General features: G+C 66.7%; 13 protein-coding genes and 1 pseudogene. 9 read left to right on the top strand and 5 right to left on the bottom strand.

From position 1 onward, the window contains the following. Positions 1–120 precede the first annotated feature (120 nt). From FM104_RS15260 to FM104_RS15250, 3 genes are all read left to right on the top strand, one after another. The gene (locus FM104_RS15260) at positions 121–1,017 is read left to right on the top strand and encodes an ABC transporter ATP-binding protein (protein WP_087133085.1); all 897 of its coding nucleotides are present in this window, start codon (positions 121–123) and stop codon (positions 1,015–1,017) included. After that, positions 1,014–2,108, top strand: coding sequence for an ABC transporter permease (locus FM104_RS15255; RefSeq protein WP_087133084.1), 1,095 nt, complete (start codon positions 1,014–1,016; stop codon positions 2,106–2,108). The genes FM104_RS15260 and FM104_RS15255 overlap by 4 nt, the downstream gene beginning before the upstream one ends. Before the next feature lie 121 nt (positions 2,109–2,229). Beyond that, a complete protein-coding gene (locus FM104_RS15250) occupies positions 2,230–2,817 on the top strand; it encodes a nitroreductase family protein (protein WP_087133083.1) in 588 nt (195 codons plus the stop codon). A 19-nt stretch (positions 2,818–2,836) separates the two neighbouring features. On the opposite strand, the pseudogene FM104_RS15245 reads toward FM104_RS15250, so the two are convergent. Further along, a pseudogene (locus tag FM104_RS15245) lies at positions 2,837–4,637 on the bottom strand (glycoside hydrolase family 15 protein). A 61-nt stretch (positions 4,638–4,698) separates the two neighbouring features. Here FM104_RS15245 and FM104_RS15240 point away from each other — a divergent pair. Beyond that, the gene (locus FM104_RS15240; protein WP_087133082.1) at positions 4,699–6,087 is read left to right on the top strand and encodes a glucose-6-phosphate dehydrogenase; all 1,389 of its coding nucleotides are present in this window, start codon (positions 4,699–4,701) and stop codon (positions 6,085–6,087) included. A 30-nt stretch (positions 6,088–6,117) separates the two neighbouring features. Here the strand turns inward: FM104_RS15240 and FM104_RS15235 are convergent, their stop codons facing one another. Next, a complete protein-coding gene (locus FM104_RS15235; protein WP_087133081.1) occupies positions 6,118–8,259 on the bottom strand; it encodes an ATP-dependent Clp protease ATP-binding subunit in 2,142 nt (713 codons plus the stop codon). A 152-nt stretch (positions 8,260–8,411) separates the two neighbouring features. On the opposite strand from FM104_RS15235, the gene moaA reads away from it, so the two are divergent. Further along, positions 8,412–9,497, top strand: a complete 1,086-nt coding sequence (gene moaA / locus FM104_RS15230; RefSeq protein WP_087133080.1) for a GTP 3',8-cyclase MoaA — start codon at positions 8,412–8,414, stop codon at positions 9,495–9,497. A 130-nt stretch (positions 9,498–9,627) separates the two neighbouring features. Further along, entirely contained in the window at positions 9,628–10,392 is a 765-nt protein-coding gene (locus tag FM104_RS15225; protein WP_256971698.1) for an IclR family transcriptional regulator, read from the top strand. Between the two features lie 29 nt (positions 10,393–10,421). On the opposite strand, the gene coaBC is transcribed toward FM104_RS15225, so the two are convergent. Continuing rightward, a complete protein-coding gene (gene coaBC / locus FM104_RS15220; protein WP_087133078.1) occupies positions 10,422–11,624 on the bottom strand; it encodes a bifunctional phosphopantothenoylcysteine decarboxylase/phosphopantothenate--cysteine ligase CoaBC in 1,203 nt (400 codons plus the stop codon). 54 nt (positions 11,625–11,678) lie between these two features. Here coaBC and FM104_RS15215 point away from each other — a divergent pair, with 54 nt between their 5' ends. Next, complete coding sequence (locus FM104_RS15215; protein ID WP_087133086.1) at positions 11,679–12,374, top strand: NRDE family protein; 696 nt, start codon at positions 11,679–11,681, stop codon at positions 12,372–12,374. Positions 12,375–12,396: 22 nt separating this feature from the next. Further along, complete coding sequence (locus FM104_RS15210) at positions 12,397–12,831, top strand: hypothetical protein (RefSeq protein ID WP_087133077.1); 435 nt, start codon at positions 12,397–12,399, stop codon at positions 12,829–12,831. A gap of 39 nt (positions 12,832–12,870) precedes the next feature. Here FM104_RS15210 and FM104_RS15205 read toward each other — a convergent pair whose 3' ends face one another. Continuing rightward, positions 12,871–14,091, bottom strand: coding sequence for a glycosyltransferase (locus tag FM104_RS15205; RefSeq protein WP_087133076.1), 1,221 nt, complete (start codon positions 14,089–14,091; stop codon positions 12,871–12,873). A gap of 180 nt (positions 14,092–14,271) precedes the next feature. Here FM104_RS15205 and FM104_RS15200 point away from each other — a divergent pair, with 180 nt between their 5' ends. Continuing rightward, positions 14,272–14,856: a hypothetical protein gene (locus FM104_RS15200; RefSeq protein WP_087133075.1), complete on the top strand. Its 585-nt coding sequence runs from the start codon at positions 14,272–14,274 to the stop codon at positions 14,854–14,856. Positions 14,857–14,990: 134 nt separating this feature from the next. Here the strand turns inward: FM104_RS15200 and FM104_RS15195 are convergent, their stop codons facing one another. Then, positions 14,991–15,986: a hypothetical protein gene (locus FM104_RS15195; protein WP_143738464.1), complete on the bottom strand. Its 996-nt coding sequence runs from the start codon at positions 15,984–15,986 to the stop codon at positions 14,991–14,993. Between the last annotated feature and the right edge of the window lie 154 nt (positions 15,987–16,140).

Raw genomic sequence — 16,140 nt, 5'->3', positions numbered from 1 at the left:
CCGTGCACTCGGCGGCAAGCGGGCGAGCGAGAGATGGGGGCGCGAAGCGCCGGGAGGGGGACATAGAGAATCAGCCGTGAGGGGGATGTCACGGGAAGACGTGGTTCGTAACGTGGAATCATGACTTCAGGCCAACTGCAACTCGACGGCATCACCAAGAGCTACGGCTCGCGGACCGTGCTCGACGGCATCCGATTCGACGTCACCCCCGGGCGACTGACCGGGTTCGTCGGCGGCAACGGAGCCGGCAAGACGACCACCATGCGCATCATCCTCGGCGTGCTCGCCGCCGATTCCGGCACCGTGACCCTCAACGGGGCACCCGCGACCAGCGCGGATCGGCAGCGCTTCGGGTACATGCCCGAAGAGCGCGGCCTGTACCCGAAGATGAAGGTGCTCGAGCAGGTCGTGTACCTCGCGCGACTGCACGGCTTCAGCCGAGCGGATGCCACAACCCGCGCCACCGCCCTGCTCGAGGAGCTGGGTCTCGGCGAGCGCCTCGAAGACAAGATCGAGTCGCTCTCACTGGGCAACCAGCAGCGTGCGCAGATCGCCGCGGCGCTCGTGCACGACCCGCAGGTGCTCATCCTCGATGAGCCGTTCTCGGGCCTCGATCCCCTGGCCGTGGATGTGGTCGCCAGCGTGCTGCAGTCGCGCGCAGCTGAGGGTGCCGCCATCCTGTTCTCGTCGCACCAGCTCGATGTCGTCGAGCGACTGTGCGATGACCTCATCATCATCGCCGACGGCACGATCCGTGCATCCGGCTCCCGTGACGCGCTGCGCGCGCAGCACTCCACCCTGCGCTACCAGCTCGAATCCGACGGAGACGCCGGCTGGCTGCGCAGCCAGAGCGGCGTGACCGTGATCGACTTCGAGGGCGGTTCCGCCCTGTTCGACGTCGACGAGCCCACCGACGCGCAGCGCGTTCTGCGCGAGGCGGTCCAGCGCGGTGCGGTCACCTCGTTCGCTCCGCAGCATCCGTCCCTTGCTCAGATCTTCAAGGAGGTCATCCGATGAATACTCCCGACTCCACCACCTCACAGGCTTCGGCTGTGTGGCTGGTCGCTGAGCGAGAGATCGCCTCGAAGCTGCGCAGCAAGGCCTTCATGATCTCGACCGGCATCCTGCTGCTCGTGGCGCTGGCGGGTGTGCTCATCGGCGGTTTCGCGAGCAAGGCTCCCAGCACGGATGCTGTCGCAGCGACCTCGCAGACGGCATCCGTCGCCGAAGCACTGCCCAACGCCGAGGTCACCGAGGTCGCGGACCGCGCTGAAGCGGAGAAGCTCGTCAAGAGCGACGACGTCGTCGCGGCCATCGTGCCGGGTGACGAGTCGGGGTTCGGCTATGTCATTCTCGCGAAGGAATCGGCGCCGAGCAGCATCCTGATGGGCCTGTCGAAGACGCCCACCGTTGAGATCCTGCAACCGGCGACCACCAATCCCCTGGTGCGCTACTTCGTCGCGATCGGTTTCGGCATCGTGTTCCTGATGGCGGCGTCCACCTTCGGCGGCACGATCGCTCAGAGCGTGGTCGAAGAGAAGCAGACGCGCGTGGTCGAGCTGCTGATCTCGGCAATCCCGACGCGGGTGCTGCTCGCGGGCAAGGTGATCGGCAACACGGTGCTCGCGATGAGTCAGATCGTGCTGCTGGCGGCGATAGCCGTGGTCGGGCTGATCGTCACCGATCAGAACGAGCTGCTCAGTGGCATCGGGGCGCCGATTCTCTGGTTCGCCGTGTTCTTCCTGTTCGGGTTCATCCTGCTCGCGTCGCTGTATGCCGCCGCTGCGGCGATGGTCTCGCGCCAGGAGGACATCGGCTCGACCACGATGCCGCTGATGATGCTCGTGATGCTGCCGTACTTCCTGGTGATCTTCTTCAACGACAACCCGCTCGTGCTGACGATCCTCTCCTACGTGCCGTTCTCCGCTCCGGTGGGCATGCCCGTGCGGCTGTTCGTCGGCGAGGCCGAGTGGTGGGAGGCCGTGCTCTCACTCGTGATCCTCATCGCCAGCTGCGTCGCGGCGATCTGGGTGGGTTCGAAGATCTACGAGAACTCGCTGCTGCGGATGGGAGCGCGGGTGAAGCTGATGGAGGCGCTGCGCGGCTGAGCACCCCCGGGCATCCTCGACCAGTACGAGGATGCCCGGGAATATGCGCGCGCATGAAAGAGTTGGGGTTCACGGACGATGAGGTCCTTTTCTGTTCACTCGATGAAAGGCCTCATTTCGCATGAGCATGTCCGTTCTTGATCGCGCCGCCCAGACCGAGCATCCCGTCCTCGAGGTTCTCGCCGCCCGTTGGAGCCCGCGCGCCTATGACGCGCAGGCCGCCGTCGACGAGGCCAAGCTCGCCTCGGCCCTGGAAGCCGCGCGCTGGTCGCCCTCCGCATACAACTCGCAGCCCTGGCGATTCATCGTCGCCCGTCGCGGCACCGAGCTGCACCAGGGTGTGGTCTCGGCGCTGGTCGAGTTCAACCAGGCCTGGGCGTCGCATGCGGCCGTGCTCATCGTGGCCATCGCTGAGACCGCCGATGAATCCGGACGATCGAATACGCACGCCGTGTACGACCTCGGCCAGGCTGTCGCGCACCTGTCTGTGCAGGCGCACTCAGATGGACTGCACGTGCACCAGATGAGTGGCTTCGACCCTGAGAAGGTGCGCGAGCTGGCCGGACTCGAGCCGCGCTTCGTGCCCACCACTGCCATCGCCCTCGGTGAGCTCGGCACAGCCGACGCTCTGCCCGAAGCGATGCAGCAGGGCGAGACCGCCCCGCGCATGCGTCGTCCCATCAACGAGACGATCATCGCCAGCGCCTGAGATCGGTGCGCGGGCCCCACTACCGGGGCTCGTGCACTTCAGGCGTGAGCGCATCGGCCGCTCGCACCAGCGCCAGGTGCGAGAACGCCTGCGGGGTGTTACCGATCTGACGCCGGGCGACGGGGTCGTATTCCTCCGACAGCATCCCGACATCATTCGTCAACGAGCAGAGCCGGTCCATCAGCTCGTTCGCGTCGTCCAGGCGGTCCGTCGCCGCGTACTGCTCGACGAGCCAGAACGAGCAGGCGAGAAATGGGCTCTCATCGCCGCCGAGTCCATCGACTCCGCTTTCGGTTCGGTACCGGTGCAGCAGGCCCCCGTGCAGCAGGTCTTGCTCGATGCGCTCCACGGTTGCCAGCATCCGCGGGTCATCGGGGGCGCAGAATCCGATCTGCGGCAGCAGCAGCAGTGAAGCGTCGACCTCCTTGGTCCCGTAGAACTGTGTGAAGTGCCCGTCTTTAGACACCCCGTGCTGGTCGATCTCGTTCCGCAGCCGATCGCGCAGTCCCCGCCAGCGCTGCACCGGACCCTCCAGTCCGTCCTTCTCGACCGCCTGCACACCGCGATCGAACGCGGCCCACATCATCCCCCTGGAATGGGTGAACATGTGCGGTTCTCCGCGGATCTCCCATAGCCCGTTGTCCGGCCGGTCGATCTGCTCCTCGGCGAAGACGAGAAGCTGCCGCTGCAGTGACCACGCGAACTTCGATTCCGCCGCCCCACCGCTGCGCGCCGCCGCGAGCGTCACCATGACCTCACCCACGACATCGGCCCTGATACTGGGTCGCTGCGCCATTGCCGACGCGGACCGGAGCGGATGCCTCGTAGCCCGGCAGTTCGTCCAGCTCCCACTCGCCGAGATTTCGCTCTCCGGCCAGCCCGTACATGATCTGGAGATCCGACGGATCACCGGCCACCGCGCGCAGCAACCATTCGCGCCATCGTTCAGCGACGGACAGGAAGCCGTGATCGAGCAGCGCCTCAAGCGTGAGCGCGGCATCGCGCAGCCAGACGTAGCGATAATCCCAGTTGCGCTCGCCGCCGATGTCCTCGGGCAGCGCCATGGTCGCCGCGGCAGCGATGCCCCCGGTCTCGTGATTGGTGAGGGCCCGGAGAATCAGCAGCGATCGCACCACTTTCTTGTGATGCGGGCCGTGGTGCTCGATCCGATCGGCCCACTTCTGCCACCAGTGCTTCGTGACCTCCAGCACGTCATCGACGTCGAGCGGGTCAGGCATATCGCGATGCGAGGGGAACCAGGTGAGGTGCAGATCCTGCGTCTCACCGGCCTGCACCTTCAGCTCTCCCTCGTGCTGATGATCGACGGGATGCAATGCTGCCCCCCGGATGGCGATGGCATCCGGCCCGGCCATCGCGACGAGGCATGGATGCTTCTTCGATCCGGTCTGACGCATCCACGGCATCCCGCGGGAGTAGTCGAAGCGAATAGTGAGCTTCTGCTGCATCGTCATCGACCCGGATACGCCGACCACTCGCCGGATCAGATCGGTGCGCCGAACGTCGATCTGCGCGTCGGGCTCGATCGGCATGAAATCGTGCACCTCGACGACGCCGTCATCGGTGGTCCAGCGCGTGATCAGCACGAAGGTGTCTTCGTCATAGCGGCGGGTGCACGTGGCATCCGAATCAGCCGGACGCAACTGCCAACGGCCGTTGCCCTCATCGCCCAGCAGCGCAGCGAAAGCGCTGGGCGAGTCGAGCCGCGGCAAGCACAGCCAGTCCAGGCTTCCCTCGCGCGAAATCAGTGCCGCCGTGCGGCAGTTGCTGAGCAGGGCATAGTCCTCGATCGGTACAGCCATATCCCGGAGTCTTCCACTCTCACCCCTCGCCGTCGAGCGCCGCACGGCATATCGTGGAGACATGTCCCAGGACACGACGCTTCTCATCCTCGGCGCATCCGGTGATCTGACCTCCCGCCTGCTGCTTCCCGCCATCGGCCAGCTTCTCAAGCGCCAGCCGGATCGTCAGCTCGCGCTTCGCGGTGCCGGATCCGACGATTGGAGTGAGAAACGGTGGCGAGAGTGCGTGAAGACGTCGTTCGCGTCATCGGATGCCGAGGATCAGGCATCGCGTGTCGCGGACAGCACCTACACGCAGGCCGACGTCACCGACCGCCATGCGCTGGCCGGACTCATCGAGTCGGTCACCGGCCGTCTGGTCATCTATTTCGCACTGCCGCCGGCCGTCGCCGTGGCCGCCTGCGAGGTGCTCAAAGAAGTCACCCTGCCCGAGAACACGGTGCTCGCACTGGAGAAGCCGTTCGGCAACGACGAGCAGAGCGCCCGTGAGCTGAACGCCCTGCTGCAGACGCTGGTTCCCGAGAAGCGCATCTTCCGCGTCGACCACTTCCTCGGTCGCTCCACCCTGCTCAACGTGCTGGGTGTGCGCTTCGCGAACCGCCTCATCGAGCCTGTGTGGTCAGCCGATCACGTCGAGTCGGTGCTGGTGCGCTATGACGAGGCGCTGGCGCTGGAAGACCGCGCCCGGTACTACGACAAGGCCGGCGCGATGATCGACATGATCCAGAGCCACCTGCTGCAGGTGCTGGCGGTCCTGGCGATGGAGCAGCCGCACGATCTCGACGAGATCGATCTGCGCGATGCGATGGGGGCGGCGCTGCGCGCGACGCGCATCTGGGACGACAACGCGGTGCGCAACTCGCGGCGCGGTCGATACACGGCCGGTCACCTCGACGCGAAGTCCGGAGACGAGAGCGACGTGCCGTCGTATGTCGACGAAGAAGGGGTGGATCCGTCGCGCGACACCGAGACGCTCGCCGAGATCACCTGCGAGGTGCACACCGCACGATGGGCCGGCGTGCCCTTCACGCTGCGCAGCGGCAAGGCGATGAAGGCGCGTCACGCCGAGATCGTGGTGACCTTCCGCCCGGTGCGGCACATTCCCGACGGGCTCACCGGCAAGCCGAACGACGGTGGCGTGCTGCGGTTCCTGCTGGGGCCGGATCAGATCGACCTCGAGCTCAACGTCAACGGCGGCGACGACCCGTTCGCGCTACACCGCGACGTGCTCACCAGCAAGCTCGGCAAGGGCATGCTGCTGGCCTACACCGAGGTGCTCAGTGAGATCCTCGACGGCGACGTCGCACTGTCGGTGCGTGCGGATGCCTCCGAGCAGTGCTGGCGCATCATCCAGCCCGTCCGCGACGCCTGGGCCCGCGGCGACGTGCCCCTCGAGGACTATCCCGCAGGCTCAACCGGCCCGGCGGACTGGGCGACGTCGCACTCCTGACGTTCACCCCGCACGGGCTTTCCGCGCGACTCAGCTGGTCAGCACGAGCCCTGAGCCGTCGACCGCGACATCCACCTTCACGGTGTCGCCGTCGCGCACCCCGCCCGAGAGCAGCGCCGTCGCGAGACGGTTCTGCACCTCGGTCTGGATGAGTCGACGCAGCGGTCGCGCACCGAACATCGGGTCGTAGCCGCGTTCGGCGAGCCACGCCCGAGCATCGGGGGTGACGGCCAGCGTGAGTCGCCTCTCATGCAGGCGACGCTGCAGCTGATCGACCGAGAGCTCGACGATCTGCGCCAGGTCGTCCTCGCTGAGCGCGTGGAACATCACGATGTCATCGAGACGGTTCAGGAACTCGGGGCGGAACGACTGCCGCACGAGCGCCATCACGGCATCGCGCTTGTCGTCGGTCGACATGATCGGGTCGATCAGGATCGGCGAGCCGATATTGCTCGTGAGGATCAGGATCACGTTCGAGAAATCGACCGTGCGCCCCTGACCATCAGTGAGGCGACCGTCGTCGAGCACCTGCAGCAGCACATCGAAGACCTCGGGGTGGGCCTTCTCGACCTCGTCCAGCAGCACGACGCTGTACGGGCGCCGGCGCACGGCCTCGGTCAGCTGACCGCCCTGCTCGTACCCGATGTAGCCGGGAGGGGCTCCCACCAGGCGCGAGACGGAGTGCTTCTCGCCGTACTCGCTCATGTCGATGCGCACCATGGCGTGCTCGTCGTCGAAGAGGAACTCGGCGAGCGCCTTCGCCAGCTCGGTCTTGCCGACACCCGTCGGCCCGAGAAATAGGAACGAGCCGGTCGGCCGACCGGGGTCGCTGATGCCGGCGCGCGAGCGGCGCACAGCATCCGACACCGCTTTCACCGCGTCCTTCTGCCCGATCAGCCGTTTGCCGAGCTCGTTCTCGAGGTGCAGCAGTTTCTCGCTCTCGCCCTGCAGCAGCCTGCCGACCGGGATGCCGGTCCACGCCGCGATCACCGCGGCGATGTCTTCATCGGTGACCTGCTCGTTGACCATGCGCCCCTCGCTCGACACGGTGGCCTCGTCATGCTCGGCTTCGGCGATCTCAGCCTGCAGTCGCTTGATCGTCTCGTATTCGAGCTTGGATGCCTTGGTGTAATCGGCCTCGCGCATGGCGAGATCGCGCTGAGTGATCGCGTCGTCGAGCTTCTTCTTCAGCTCTCCCACGCGGTTCAGGCCCTGGCGCTCGCGCGCCCAGCGCTCTTGGAGTACGGAGAGCTCGCGCTCCAACTCGACCAACTGCTCGCGGAGAGTCGACAGGCGCTCCTTCGAGGCAGCATCCTTCTCGCGCTTGAGCGCCAGCTCTTCGAGCTTCATCCGGTCGACCTGGCGCTTGAGCTCGTCGATCTCGACAGGAGAGGAATCGATCTCCATCTTCAGTCGCGACATCGCTTCGTCGATCAGATCGATGGCCTTGTCGGGCAGCTGGCGGCTGGGCAGATAGCGGTTGGAAAGAGCGGCGGATGCCACGAGCGCGCTGTCTGAAATCGTCACGCCGTGGTGCGCCTCGTAGCGGCCTTTGAGCCCGCGGAGGATCGCGATGGTGTCTTCGACCGTCGGCTCTCCGACGTACACCTGCTGGAACCGACGCTCGAGCGCGGCATCCTTCTCGATGAACTCGCGGTACTCGTTGAGCGTCGTCGCACCGATCATGCGCAGCTCGCCCCGCGCGAGCATGGGCTTGAGCATGTTGGATGCTGCAACGGACCCCTCGCCGCCGCCCGCGCCCATCAGCACGTGCAGCTCATCGATGAACGTGATGACCTTGCCGTCGGATTCGGTGATCTCCTTGAGCACGCTCTTCAGCCGCTCTTCGAACTGACCGCGGTACATGGCACCGGCGACGAGCGCGGAAATGTCCAGCGAGACCAGCTCTTTGTCCTTGAGGGATTCGGCGACGTCACCGGCGACGATGCGCTGCGCGAGACCTTCGACGACGGCGGTCTTGCCGACCCCGGGTTCACCGATCAGCACCGGGTTGTTCTTGGTGCGGCGGGTGAGTACCTGGCTCACGCGACGGATCTCGCTGTCGCGACCGATCACCGGATCGAGCTTGCCCTGACGGGCACGGTCGGTGAGATTGATGCCGAATTGCTCGAGGGCGCTCTGCTGCTCTTCACTCTGTGCGGGGCTGGTCATCGGTTCCTCCTGAAGGGCTCCTTCAAAGTTGAGTGTTGTTGACTCAACTTTACTCTGATGCGGGTGAATGGGCAAACTGATTTCGCACGGCACAGACCACGTCCAGACATCGGCAACCGGTGCTACCGTTGCGACGCGAGAGGAGTTCATCGATGTCCAGCCGGCGCACGGGAAGCACTAAGCGGCTGCCGTCAACGGGGTCGTTGCCCCTCCTTGCCGACCGCTTCAATCGCCCTCTGCGCGATCTGCGCATCTCCGTGACCGACCGATGCAATTTCCGCTGCGTGTACTGCATGCCGAAGGAGATCTTCGGACGCGACTACGCTTTCCTCGACCGCGATGAGCTGCTGACCTTCGAAGAGATCACCCGCCTCGCCGCCGTCGCCGCCACTCACGGCGTGCACAAGATCCGCCTCACCGGCGGCGAGCCACTGCTGCGACGCGGCATCGAAGACCTCATCGCACAGCTGGCGGCGTTGCGCACGCCAGAGGGCGATCCACTCGATATCGCTCTGACCACGAATGGGTCGGCGCTGGCAGTCAAGGCTGAGGCACTCAAAGCCGCCGGCCTTCGCCGAGTGACGGTATCGATCGACTCGCTCGATGACGCGCTGTTCCAGCGGATGAACGACGTGCGCTTCCCCGTAGCGCGGGTGCTCGACGGCATCGATGCCGCCCACGCGGCGGGGCTCGCTCCGATCAGACTGAACATGGTCGTCAAGCGCGGCGTGAACGACACCGAGATCGTCGAGATGGCGCGCCGCTTCAAAGGCACGCCCTACACGTTGCGGTTCATCGAATACATGGACGTCGGGAACAGCAACGGCTGGTCGCTTGACGAGGTCATTCCCTCGGCCGAAGTGATCGCACGGATCGACAAGATCTTCCCCCTGGAGCCCGTGGGCGCCGCTGTCGCCGGCGAGACGGCGAAGCGTTGGCGCTACCGCGATGGCGAGGGCGAGATCGGCGTCATCTCCAGCGTCACCAATGCATTCTGCGGCACGTGCAACCGCGCCCGCATTTCCACCGAAGGCCAGCTCTTCACGTGCCTGTTCGCCTCCGAGGGAAGTGATCTGCGGTCGCTGCTGCGCGGTGGCGCGAGCGACGACGAGCTCGCGGCGGCGATGGCGTCGATCTGGGGTCAGCGTGCGGATCGCTACTCCGAGATCCGCGCAGGACTCACACCTGAACTGCGCGCGCAGCGCAAGCGCATCGAGATGTCGTACATCGGCGGTTGAGCTGGCTGTCTCCGCTGATGCGCCGACGGCCGCAATTTCGTAAGGTGGATTTCACGATCTGTCTTATGGAAGTAGAGCGAGTCATCCGACTCTCACAGGGCGTGAACTCGGACTTTGAGAGGACGAGATGGTGACGAACAAGACGCCTAAGAGCACGCGCACCGGAGTTCAATCCGTCGAGCGCGTGTTCGAGCTGCTCGAACTGGTGACCGATGCCGGCGGCGACGCGGCGCTCAGCGAGCTGGCCGCGTCGACCGACCTGCCGTTGCCGACGATCCATCGACTGCTGCGCACGCTAGTATCGCTCGGCTACGCCAGGCAATTGCCCAACCGTCGCTATGCGCTCGGCCCTCGGCTGATCCGCATCGGAGAGGCGGCATCGCGGCAGTTCGGAGCCCTCGCTCGCCCGCAGCTGAAGAGGCTGGTCGATTCGCTGGGCGAGAGCGCCAACATGGCTGTGCTCGACGGAGACATGGTGGTGTACGTCGCGCAGGTGCCGTCGAGGCACTCGATGCGCATGTTCACCGAGGTTGGACGGCGCGCACATCTGCACGACACGGGTGTCGGAAAGGCCATCCTCGCGCAGCTGCCCGACGAGACCGTGCGCGGAATCGTCACGCGCGCGGGGATGCCCACGCCCACCGAGCACAGCATCGGATCCGTGGACGATCTGCTGATCGAGCTCGACGCGATCCGGGGGCGAGGGTTCGCGATCGACGATCAGGAGCAGGAGATCGGAGTGCGCTGCTTCTCGATGGCGGTGCCCGGTGCCCCCACTCCAACAGCCGTATCGGTCTCGGGTCCGGTCTCGCGCGTCGATGAAGCGTTCGGCGAGCGCGCCGTGCCACTGCTGCGCGAGGCTGCGACGGCCATCGTCGCCGAACTGGCCCACTGACCTCGAGACGCGACGAGACGCGCTACCCGTTACAGGCCGTCGGCGATGGCATCCCAGATCGCATCGGCGACGGCGCGCTTCGAACCGGATGCCGCGGCGACCACCTCACCGTCGTCGCCGATCACCTGCACGGCGTTCTCTGCCGTCTCGAAGCCTCGATCCCAGCCGACCTCGTTCACCACGAGCAGGTCCACGCCCTTGCGCTCGCGCTTGCGGCGCGCGCGTGCGAGCATCTCCTGCTCGTCTTGCGGGGTCTCGGCGGCGAACGCCACCACGACTTGCCCTGGCTGGCGGCGCGCTGCGAGCCCTGCAACGATGTCCTCGGTCTCGACCAGTTCGATGCTCTCCAGGCCGCCGGACTCCTTTGTGAGCTTGCCTGTCGATATTTCCGCGGGCCGGTAGTCGGCCACCGCCGCGGCCATCACGATCACCGCGGCGTCGTCCGCGACAGTGCGCATGACGGTGCCGAGTTCGGCCGCTGTTCCGGCGCGTTCGACGCGGATGCGCGGATGCTGGACAGCTGCCGAGAGCATCGAATCGTCTACGTTCGCAGCGGCCAGCACGACCTCGGCACCGCGATCCGCGGCGGCGAGCGCCAGCGCGACCCCCTGCCTGCCGCTGGAGCGATTGCCGAGGTAGCGCACCGGGTCGAGCGGCTCTCGAGTGCCGCCGGCAGAGATGGCGACCCGCAGCCCGTCGAGATCATGCTCGCCGACCAGCGCGAGGGCCGCTTCGAGGATCTGCTCGGGTTCCCTCATCCGCCCGGGGCCGGAATCGCCGCCGGTGAGCTCCCCCGCATCGGGGCCCAGAATCGTGACGCCTCGCGCACGCAGCGTCGCGATGTTGGCCTGCGTCGCGGGGTGCTGCCACATTTCGGTGTGCATCGCCGGGGCGATCGCAACCGGAGCGGTGGTGGCGAGCAGTGTCGTGCCGAGCAGGTCGTCGGCGAGACCCGCGGTCATCTTCGCGATGGTGTTCGCGGTAGCGGGGGCGACGATGACGAGGTCGGCCGCCTGGCCGAGTGCGACGTGTCGCACCTTCGCGACGTCTTCGTGCACGCTGGTGGTCACCGGGTTTCGACTGATGGCCTCCCACGTGGGCAGGCCGACGAAGCGCAGCGCATCCGCGGTGGGTATCACCGTCACCTCGTGCCCGGCCTTGATGAGCAGGCGCACCAGGTGCACCGACTTGTACGCGGCGATGCCGCCTGTGACTCCGACGACGATGTTCACCCTTCGATTGTGCCCCAGCGGCGGTCGATCCGGGCTCGATCTAGACTCGTGCTCGTGTGCACAGTGGTGATCGATGTCGCAGCCGACGGGGTGCGGCTGCTGGCGGTGCGCGACGAGGATCCGCAACGCGCGTGGGACGACCTGGGCGGATGGTGGCCGGGTGCCTATCCCGGCGTCGTCGGCGTGCACGACCGTCGCGCGGGCGGCGCGTGGCTGGCCTACGACCCGAACGAGCGTCGTCTCGCGGTACTGCTGAATCGCGCCGACGTGCAGGACTTGCCCGAAGAGCGGATGCTGTCGCGCGGCTCACTGGCACTGGAGTCGGCCTCGGGCCGCTCGCCGGCAGTGGGCCAGCCGCTGCCGATGCACGGGTTCAATCTGCTCGAGGTCGACGAGGCCGGAGCTCGGGTGCTCTCGTGGGATGGGGTCCTGCTGCGCGAGACGGCGGTGCCGCACGGCGTGCACATGATCGCGCACGATGAGCTCGATGATCCTCGCACGGCGCGGATCGGTGCGTGGCTGCCGCGCTTCGCTGCGAGCAGGCCCGAGGACGATGGCTGGGCGGCGCGCTGGATCGACCTGCTCGCCGAAAGCGGGTCGCTGCCTCCGGAGGACGACCGGGCGATCATCCGCGACAATCATGCGCACGGCTATCCGACGATGTCGCTGCTGTTCTGCGTCGCCGAGGTCTCGCCCGCAGGAGTCCAGGCGCGCTCGCATGTGCTGCCGACACCGGGCGAGTGGGGCTGAGTGACCCCGTAGGCTCATGGCCATGAGCGATCCGCAGCAGCTTCCGCCCTACGCACACCCGGCACAGCCCGGCTACCCTGCACCCGGTTACACAGGCGCCCCCGCACCGCAGGGGCACCCGGGTCCCTACCCGAGCGCCGCGCAGTCCACCGGGTCGCTCGGACGCATAGCGCTCATCCTCGGCATCCTCACTGTCGCGCTCTCACTCGTCTCCACCGTCGCCACGCCGTTCATGCTGCGCGGAATGGGCGATATGACGCTGCTCAGCGTGTTCAACCTCGTCGTCGGGCTGATCACATTCGTGCTGGTCGTGGTCACGCTGGTTCTCGGCATCCTCGGCATCCGCCGCCGTCAGCAGGCCGTGTCTGCGGGCATCGCGATCGGGATCGCCGCGTCGGGTCTCGTCGGCCTGCTGAGCGGGATGCTGTCTGGCGCGCTCTTCACGATGCTCAACTGAGCGCGCGAAACACTGCACCGCCCGCGGCCGCGGGCACGGCTACGCCGGCAGCGGCTCGTCGCGGTAGAGCGCCTCGAAGGTGTCGAGCGTGCGGTTGATGTCGTGCACGGCGACGCCATCGAGCGATGCCTGCTGCATCCGTGCGTATTCTGCGGCGGGCGCGGTGAACACCCGGGTGAGCTTGTCGACGAGGTCGTCGACGTTGCCCGGCTCGAACAGGTAGCCGTTCTCGCCGTCGTGCACCAGGTGCGGCAGCGCGACGGCGTTCGCGCCGACAACAGGCAGGGCTGATGCCATGGCCTCCATCGTCACGATCGACTGCAGCTCGGCGATCGATGCGATCGCGAACACCGACGACCGCGAGTAGAGGTCGCGCAGCTGCTCGTCGGTCACGCGGCCGTGGAAGGTGACACGATCTTCGAGACCGAGCTCGTGGGAGAGCGCTTCCAGTGCCTTGCGCTGGTCGCCGCCGCCGGCGATGTCGAAGTGGACATCCAGGGCCGGGTCGAGCTTGGCCAGTGCGTGCAGCACCACATCGACCTTTTTCTCGCCGGTGAGACGCCCGACGAAGAGGATGCGATTCTTGTCACGCGGAGCGATCACGGGCAGGTAGTTGCGGCGGTCGATGCCGCACGAGATCGGCACGACGCCGGTGATGTCGATCGTGCGCTCGAGGAAGCTGGCCGCGTTGCGGGTCGGTGTCGTCACCGCGCGCGCCATGCCGAAGGTGCGCTTCGCATCCGCCCAGGCGAGCTTGAGCACCATCTTGTTGACGAACATCGGCATGCTGGTGTGATCGAGGATGTTCTCGGCCATCACGTGGTTGGTGGCGATGACCGGGATTCCGCGCTGCTGCGCGATGCGCGTGAGCCCGCGGCCGATCACGATGTGCGACTGGATGTGCACGACATCCGGCTGCACCAGGTCGAGCACCTTGCGCGCGTAGTGCTTCGACCGCCACGGCCAGATGAATCGCAGCCAGTCGTGCGGCAGCCAGCGCACCGCGGGCAGACGGTGCGTGGTCATCGGCTGCCCTTCGATGATCTCGGTCTGCGGCTGGGCGCGGCGGTACCGGATGTTCGGAGCCACGATGTGCACGTCGTGCCCGCGCTCGACGAGGCCGGCGGCGAGCCGCTCGGCGAACCGCGCCGCCCCGTTGATGTCGGGAGCGAATGTGTCGCAGCCGATGAGAATCTTCAGAGGACGCCCGGAGGCCGCAGCGCCCGTCGGGGCGCGATGGTCGTCAGGAGAAGAAGTCACGGGAGGATGCTGCCAATCTGTCGCGCTCGCTGTGCCCCCTGGTCCTATGCTCTGAGGGCGTAGGCCCGTGGGCGCAGGCAACTCTACCGGAGCACGCTGGCCGGACCTGGTTGCCGAGCCGTGGGTATCGAGAGCCTGCGCTCACAGCCCCGGCCCGGCAGCTTCGCCTACCGTGGAGTCATGCGATTGACCTCGTCTGCCGATGCCGCCCTGTGGACTCCTGTGACCGGTTCGCTCGGCCTGCGCGGTCGCCGTCAGCGCAAGGCAGCGATTCGGATGCTGCTCGCCCAGGCGAACTCGGCGATCGGCCGTGAGGGCCGGCCCGGGTCACGAGTGGCTGCGTGGGCGGCGAGTCAGGCGGCGCCGCTGGCGATGCGCAAGGCCGACGGGCGGGTGCTGGCGTGGACGTGGAAGGCAGAGCCCGATCTGGTCGTGGCCATGGCCACCGTGCAGTTGCTGACCGCGCAGCTGCGCATGGCACGCGCGTCGATGCCGATGGAGTACGACGACACCGAGAACTTTCCTACGCCGCTGGGCGTGGGCGAGAAGCTGCTGATCGCCGTGCCGCCGAATCCAGCATCCCCACCCTCGGCGACGTACACCTGGGATACCGGATCACACCTGATCACCCTCAACGTCGTGTGCCGGGACCGCGAGCGCTTCGGCACTCTCGAGCCCGCACTGGATGCGCTGGCGCGCAGCATCCGCATCGCCGACGATCTCGCCTCCGGCGAATCGAAAACGCTGCGCCTCCCACCCGCCTGACACTCACCCTTCCCCCACCTTTCCCGTCTATTTGTCACAAAGTCTCGGAATCGACCGACTATTCCGAGATTTTGCGCCAAATAGACGGGGATGACGGGCGGAGCGCGGGCAGGATGATGGGGTGGCGCGCGGGATCAGGGGCGGGCGGAGCGGAGAGCTTGTCGGACGCGGCGCAGCGCCTCGTGCGGTGACGTGAAGACATGCTCAGAGGTGAGGCGCACGACTGTCCAGCCGGCCTCGGAATAGGCCTGATACTTGTCGATGTCGCGCTGCAGCTGTGGGCGCGTCAGGTGACCATCGCTCTCATATTCGATCGCCACCTTCAGCTCTGGATACGCCAGCTCACTGCACCCCAGAAAGCGCCCGCTGTCGTCGTAGACGTCGTAGTCAAGAGCGGGTTCAGGAAGTCGCGCCCGATGCATCAGCAGACGGATTCGCGTCTCCGGTGGAGAGGATGCCGCGGTGCACGCGAGCTCAAGCGCAGCACGCAGTCTCGGCGCGCCAGGTCGACCTTTTCGCTCGGCCAGCATCTCGAGTTGTGCCCGCGCGGCAAGCGGCACCTCTGTCAGCGGGCGAAAACCTCCAGGCATTCGCGGGATGCGCAGGACACGGTCGGCCGCAGCGACGAGGTCGTCTTCGCTGAGCAGCCCGCCCAACGTCGCCCAGGTGCTCGCCGGATCAGTCACCGGCAGGCCGTCGACGATGGTGACCGCGACGTATCCGGCGCTGTGCTGGTGCCCCGAGATCCCTGCGCGCCGAGGAGCGCGGAGCGGTCTGGGCACGCCGATGTGCAGCTCGTCCCAGGTGCGCGGCGGCAGTGGAATCCCCCACGCGAGCGCCGCGGATGGGCCGCAGAAGTAGGCGTCGTCGGCAAGAAGCGGATTGTACTCCCGCATCCGCTCGATGTGAGCTTCCCGCTGAATCTCCAAAGGGTGCGGCGCGCCCGACGCTTCCGCCTCGTAAAGCAACCGCTCCCCCGTGGGCGCCGGTCCGAGCGCGCGCAGTCCATGGTGCGGTTGTCGCAGGTCCTGTCTATAGAGCCGGTTCCGAGGGATACCGTGCTCCAGAGCATCCGCCACACGAAACGATGACGGCACCCCGCGCGGCAACTTGCTCAGCGGACGTCCCATCCGGCAACCCTGCCCGAGCACTGCGTCCGTCCGCCAGATTTATCCTGTCTCTTATTCTCATCTGACGCTGCCGACGATACTCCTAGTGTAGATCTCGGTGGTCGCCGTATCAATAAAAAAAAAAGGGGGGGGGGGGGGGGGGGGGGGGGGGGGG

This window comes from Microbacterium esteraromaticum (assembly GCF_900163815.1).
Classification (GTDB): domain Bacteria; phylum Actinomycetota; class Actinomycetes; order Actinomycetales; family Microbacteriaceae; genus Microbacterium; species Microbacterium esteraromaticum_B.
Note: the sequence above shows the minus strand (reverse complement) of the source record. Positions and strands in the feature narration are given on the sequence as shown.